The 6232-nt window shown below is 69.6% G+C and carries 5 protein-coding genes; 3 read left to right on the top strand and 2 right to left on the bottom strand.

The features are described 5' to 3' along the window. Positions 1-204 precede the first annotated feature (204 nt). Both O1R50_RS12815 and O1R50_RS12810 read right to left on the bottom strand, forming a co-directional pair. Positions 205-1272 (bottom strand): aspartate-semialdehyde dehydrogenase, encoded by a 1068-nt coding sequence (locus tag O1R50_RS12815; RefSeq protein WP_270110454.1) that lies wholly within the window; start codon positions 1270-1272, stop codon positions 205-207. Between the two features lie 2 nt (positions 1273-1274). Next, a complete protein-coding gene (locus O1R50_RS12810; RefSeq protein WP_270110453.1) occupies positions 1275-2540 on the bottom strand; it encodes an aspartate kinase in 1266 nt (421 codons plus the stop codon). 129 nt (positions 2541-2669) lie between these two features. On the opposite strand from O1R50_RS12810, the gene O1R50_RS12805 reads away from it, so the two are divergent. The 3 genes from O1R50_RS12805 to leuA all read left to right on the top strand — a co-directional run bounded on the left by O1R50_RS12805 (position 2670) and on the right by leuA (position 6152). Beyond that, a complete protein-coding gene (locus O1R50_RS12805; protein ID WP_270110452.1) occupies positions 2670-3452 on the top strand; it encodes a hypothetical protein in 783 nt (260 codons plus the stop codon). Between the two features lie 173 nt (positions 3453-3625). Further along, complete coding sequence (locus tag O1R50_RS12800; RefSeq protein WP_270110451.1) at positions 3626-4204, top strand: nitroreductase family protein; 579 nt, start codon at positions 3626-3628, stop codon at positions 4202-4204. A gap of 13 nt (positions 4205-4217) precedes the next feature. Beyond that, positions 4218-6152, top strand: coding sequence for a 2-isopropylmalate synthase (gene leuA, locus O1R50_RS12795; protein ID WP_408612685.1), 1935 nt, complete (start codon positions 4218-4220; stop codon positions 6150-6152). Positions 6153-6232 lie beyond the last annotated feature (80 nt).

The following is a 6232-nucleotide window of genomic DNA, read 5'->3' as shown; positions in this document are numbered from 1 at the left end:
TGTCCGGGGGCTTCGCGGCGGTCATCAGCGCGGCGGGGGGGCGGCTGTTCAAGAAGCGGGACGCGTAAGAGCGAGCCAATACCGGCGGCCCGGAGCTTTCGCTCCGGGCCGCCGTTATTGGCTTTCGAACACCGGATTGTCGTACCCCTCGGGCAGGGTTGTTGCCCGGGGGGCCCGATTTCGTACGACGACCGGTGTTGATGCCTACGCTTCCGCTTCGAGTTCGCGGCGCACGAGGTCCGCGGTCTCGATCGAGTTGAGGGCCGCGCCCTTCATGAGGTTGTCGCCGACGACGAAGAACTCCAGCGAGTTCGGGAAGTCGAGCGACTGCCGGATGCGGCCGACCTGCGTGCCACCCTTGCCGGCCGAGTCGATCGGCATCGGGAACACCATGTTCGCCGGGTCGTCGACCAGGTCCACGCCCTCGGCCGCCGCGAGCACGCGGTGCGCCTCGGCGACGGTCACTTCGCGTTCGAACGTGGCGTGCACGACCTGCGAGTGGCCCACGGCCACCGGCACGCGCACGCACGTCGACGCGACCTTGAGGTCGGGCAGGCCCAGGATCTTGCGGGACTCGTTGCGGACCTTGAGCTCCTCGGAGGTCCAGCCGTCGTCCTTCCAGCCGCCGATCTTCGGCACCACGTTGAGCGCCAGCGGCGCCCCGAACGGCGCGTTGAACTCCTCGCCGAGCACCATGCGCACGTCGTTGCCCGCGGTCCCGAGCCCGTCGATCCCGGCGATCTTCTGGAGCTGCGCGTACAGCGCCTCCAGTCCTTCCTTGCCCGAGCCGGACGCGGCCTGGTAGGAGGCCACCGACATCGACACGAGCCCGAACTCCGCGTTCAGCGCCGCGAGCGTCGGGATGAGCGCCAGCGTGGTGCAGTTGGCGTTCGCGATGATGCCCTTGGGCCGCACCGCGGCCGCCTCCGGGTTGGCCTCGCGGCACACCAGGGGCACGTCAGGGTCCATCCGGTAGTGCGCGGACTTGTCGATGACGACGACGCCCTTCGCGGCGGCGACCGGGACCCACTCGGCGCTCACTTCGTCCGGCAGGTCGAAGTGGGCGATGTCGATGCCGTCGAAGGCCTCGGCGCTGATGGCCTGCACTTCGAGGTGCTCATCCCCCACCGACAAGATCTTGCCCGCCGACCGCGCCGAGGCGATGAGCCGTACCTCGCCCCAGTTGCCGCGTTCTTCGGCGATGAGCCGCCGCATGATCGATCCGACGACGCCCGTGGCGCCGACGATGGCAACGTTCAGCTTGCGCGCCATACCTATCGCCCCGTTCCGGCGTAGACGACGGCCTCTTCGGCGCCGCCGAGCTCGAACTTGTCGTGGACCGCGCGCACCGCCGCGTCGAGGTCGGTGTCGCGGCAGACCACGGAGATGCGGATCTCCGAGGTCGAGATGATCTCGATGTTCACGCCCGCGTCGGCCAGCGCCTGGCAGAAGTTCGCGGTGACGCCCGGGTGCGAGCGCATCCCGGCGCCGATGAGGGAGATCTTGCCGATGTTCTCGTCGTAGATGAGTTTCTCGAAGCCGATCGCGGTCTGGTGCTTCTTCAGCGCCTCGGTCGCCTTCGGCCCGGCCTCCTTCGGCAGGGTGAAGGAGATGTCGGTGTGGCCGTTCCCGGCGGTCGACACGTTCTGCACGATCATGTCGATGTCGATCTCGGCGTCGGCGATCACCTGGAAGATCGAGGCCGCGGCGCCGGGCTTGTCCGGGACGCTGGTGACGGTGATCTTGGCCTCGGAGCGGTCGTGCGCGACGCCGCTGATGAGTGCTTGCTCCACGGGCAGCTCCTCCATGTAACCCGACACCATCGTGCCGGTCTTGGTCGAGTACGACGAACGGACGTGCAGCGGGAGACCGTAGCGCCGGGCGTACTCCACGGCGCGCAGGTGCAGGATCTTGGCGCCTGAGGCGGCCATCTCCAGCATCTCCTCGAAGGTGATCGCGTCGAGCTTCTGCGCGTTCGGCACGATCCGCGGGTCGGCGGTGAAGACGCCGTCGACGTCGGAGTAGATCTCGCATACGTCCGCTTCCAGCGCTGCGGCGAGTGCGACGGCGGTCGTGTCCGAGCCGCCGCGGCCGAGCGTGGTGATGTCCTTGGTGTCCTGGCTGACGCCCTGGAACCCGGCGACGATCGTGATGAACCCCTCGTCGAGCGAGGAGCGGATGCGTCCGGGCGTGACGTCGATGATGCGGGCGACGCCGTGGGCGGCGGTCGTGATCATCCCGGCCTGCGAGCCGGTGAAGGACCGGGCCTGGAAGCCGAGGTTGTTGATCGCCATCGCCAGGAGCGCCATGGAGATGCGCTCGCCGGCGGTGAGCAGCATGTCGAGTTCCCGAGGTTCCGGCACCGGCGAGACCTGGGCCGCGAGGTCCAGCAGCTCGTCGGTGGTGTCACCCATGGCGGAGACGACGACGACCACGTCGTCGCCGCGCTTTCGCGTCGCGACCACTCGTTCGGCGACGCGCTTGACGCGTTCGGCATTCTCAACCGATGAACCGCCGTACTTCTGCACGACTAGCGCCACGGATTTCACCTCACTCGCTCGTGTCTCAGGTCACTCCAAACCGCCCTTGCGGGGGCGGCCACCTCACCTTAGCTGCGCATACCGGTGTGTCGCCAGGTCGTTCTGGGTGGTGAGACAGAGAATCGGGCGGTGGCATGGACATGGACCGGCAAGACAGTGGCAGCGCTCACGCTCACGGCGCTCCTGGCAGGCTGCGGGACGGCGACCGCCGTCGACGCGCCCGAGGAGGCGCCGACGCGCGCCAGCGCGCACGCGACCCTGATCGGCCGCGTCAGCAAAGCCCTCGACGCGACCTTCACGGCGGAGTACGAGTGGTCCGAGGGCGGCACGGTCACCGTGTGGGCCGCCGCCGACGGCACCTGGCGCGTCGACGTGCCCAGCTGGGCGCTCGGCGGCACCGTCGACGTCACCGTGGCCTGGACGACCGGCGGGTTCTTCCAGTGCGCGGCGGGCCGCTGCGTGAAGCTCGCCGGGATCACCGGCGAGATCCCGAAGGACTACGACCCGAAGGTGCAGCTGCCGTTCATCGAATGGCTGCCGCAGCTCCTCGACCGCCACCTGCCGTTCGCGATCTCGCAGGAAGGCGACTGCTTCACCCTCACCCGCAGCACTGTCGTCGTCGACCCGCCGATCCCCGTCGGCGAATGGTGCCTCGATCGGGACGGGCGGATCCTGTCCGTGGAGAGCGGCGCGTTCGGCACCCTGACACTCGTCGGCGCTCCGGCCGAGGCTGTCGCCACGGTCGAGCTCCCCGGTGAACTCAGCGACGCCGAACCCTTGGGACGCAAGGCGCCCGTTGAACCCAGCCCGTCGGTCGACCCGTCCGCGACCCCCGCGCCGGACCCGGGCGGGACGCCGGCACCCGCGCCGACTCCGGCCCCGGAACCGTCGCCCTCGGCCGAAGGAGAGTAAGGAAGGCGACACGAGCAGGCGCTCCGGCTCCTGTTCGTGGCACCATGAACGATGGCGAGCGACGACGCCGCTACGCGACGGCCCCCAGTGCCGCGACCGGACCGCAGACGCGCCCCAGCCGGGAACACCGGCCCCGGCAGCGCCGTGCGAGACCCGCAACCGAAGGAACGCGCATGACCGCTTCGATCGACCGCCACGCCCAGACCGCGGTCCCGATCCACCCGCTGCTCGCCGCCCGCCACTCCACGCGCGCCTTCGCGCCCGGCGTCGACCTCACCGACGCCCAGGTCGCGGCTCTCCTCGAAGCCGCCCGCTGGGCTCCCAGCGCCGGCAACACGCAGCCGTGGCGGTTCCTCCTCGCCCGGCGCGACACCCGCGAGTTCAAGCGCGTCCTCGAGACCCTCAAGCCCGGCAACCGCGACTGGGCCGCCCAGGCCTCCGCGCTGCTCGTGGCCGTACGCACCGACGCCAACGAGCGCGGCCCGCTCTCCCACGCCATGTACGACCTCGGCCAGGCCATGGCGCACCTGACGTTCCAGGCCGCCGCCGAAGGGCTCACCGTCCGCCAGATGGGCGGCTTCGACGCCGACGCGCTGGCCGCCGAGTTCGAGCTCGCCGAGCCGCTCGTGCCGACCACCGTGGTCGCGATCGGCCTGCCGGGCGACCCGGCGGATCTGGACGAGTCGGTGGCGGGCCCCGACCGCGCGCCGCGCGCCCGGATCGCGATCGACGACCTGCTCATCCATCCGTGAGGCTGCGGGGACGGTGCCGCGAAGCAGCCGTGCCGTCCCACTATCCGGGCGTCGAAGTCGACCTGGGTCACGCCACCGGTGTAGGCTCTCGGGGTCATGCGGTTCACGATGCTCCTTAGCTGCCGCGGCGGGGCCAACTAGGTCGGCTCCTCGTCGCGGGTTTTCGCATGCCGGCTGGATCAGTCAGAAGCGACTCAGACCACCAGCGACCTCCACAGGAGCATCCGTGACTACGCCTTCCAAGAACACCGTTTCTTTCGCAGACCGCGCCAAGCGCTACCAGCCGTACCACTCCCAGTTCAAGGTCGACCTGCCCGATCGCACGTGGCCGGACAAGATCACCGACACCGCCCCGATCTGGTGCGCGGTGGACCTGCGCGACGGCAACCAGGCCCTCATCGACCCCATGACCCCCGACCGCAAGAAGAAGATGTTCCAGCTGCTGGTCGACATGGGCTACAAGGAGATCGAGGTCGGCTTCCCCTCCGCCTCGCAGACCGACTTCGACTTCGTACGGCAGCTGATCGAGCAGGACCTCATCCCCGACGACGTCACCATCCAGGTCCTGACCCAGTGCCGCGAGCACCTGATCGAGCGGACCTTCGAGAGCCTGCGCGGCGCCAAGCAGGCCATCGTCCACTTCTACAACTCGACCTCGACGCTGCAGCGCCGCGTCGTGTTCGGCCTGGACAAGGACGGCATCACCGACATCGCCACCCAGGGCGCGCGGCTGTGCCTGAAGTACCGGGAGATCCACACCCCCGACACGGCGATCCGCTACGAGTACTCCCCCGAGTCGTACACCGGCACCGAACTGGACTACGCGGTCGAGGTGTGCGCCAAGGTCGCCGAGGTCATCCAGCCGACCCCCGACTGGCCGCTGATCGTGAACCTGCCCGCCACCGTCGAGATGGCCACCCCGAACGTGTACGCCGACTCGATCGAGTGGATGCACCGCAACCTGCCGAACCGCGACTCGCTGATCCTCTCCGTGCACCCCCACAACGACCGGGGCACCGGCGTCGCGGCCGCCGAACTGGCCGTGCAGGCCGGCGCCGACCGCGTCGAGGGCTGCCTGTTCGGCAACGGCGAGCGCACCGGCAACGTCTGCCTGGTCACGCTGGGCCTGAACCTGTTCAGCCAGGGCGTGGACCCGGGCATCGACTTCTCCAACATCGACGAGATCAAGCGCGCCGTCGAGTACTGCAACCAGCTGCCGGTGCCCGAGCGGCACCCGTACGCCGGGGACCTGGTGTACACGGCGTTCTCCGGTTCGCACCAGGACGCCATCAAGAAGGGCTTCGCCCACCTGGAGGCCGACGCCGAGGCCGCGGGCGTCCCTGTCGACGAGTTCACTTGGGGCGTACCGTACCTGCCGATCGACCCGAAGGACGTCGGCCGCACCTACGAGGCCGTCATCCGCGTCAACTCCCAGTCCGGCAAGGGCGGCGTCGCCTACGTCATGCAGAGCGAGTACGGCTTCGACCTGCCGCGGCGCATGCAGATCGAGTTCAGCGGCGCGATCCAGCGGCACACCGACGCCTCCGGCAAGGAGGTCTCGACGCAGGAGATCCACGAGATCTTCCGCCGCGAGTACCACCCGGAGTACCAGCCCACGCCGCGCCTGGTCGTCGAGGACCACACCACCGTCTACACCGGAGAGACGCTGACGCTGGACGCCCACATCGTCCTGAACGGCGTCGAGCAGAAGGTCTCCGGCACCGGCAACGGCCCGCTCTCGGCCTTCACGGACGCCCTGTCCTCCGTCGGCGTTGACGTCGAGGTCCTGGACTACGCCGAACACGCCCTGTCCGCCGGACAGCACGCCCAGGCCGCCTCCTATGTCGAAACCGCCATCGACGGCCGGACCGTATGGGGCGCAGGCGTGCACCCCAACATCGTCCTGGCGACGATGCGCGCGGTCGCGAGCGCCTACAACCGCGCGTAGCGAACATCCGAAAGGTGGGGGGCGCGGTGGGGGGGCCGCCCCATTGCGGGCGCCCCGCGGGGGGGGGGGGGGGGGGCCGG

It is taken from the genome of Glycomyces luteolus (assembly GCF_027622875.1).
GTDB classification, from domain to species: Bacteria; Actinomycetota; Actinomycetes; order Mycobacteriales; family Micromonosporaceae; genus Glycomyces; species Glycomyces luteolus.
The sequence above is the reverse complement of the archived record's forward strand: the minus strand, read 5'-3'. Positions and strand labels throughout refer to the sequence as shown.

Bases quoted from the DNA above. Each gene is read 5' to 3' on its own strand.
- O1R50_RS12800 (WP_270110451.1), top strand. From the start codon at position 3,626: ATGACCGCTTCGATCGACCGCCACGCCCAGACCGCGGTCCCGATCCAC.
- O1R50_RS12815 (WP_270110454.1), bottom strand. From the start codon at position 1,272: ATGGCGCGCAAGCTGAACGTTGCCATCGTCGGCGCCACGGGCGTCGTC.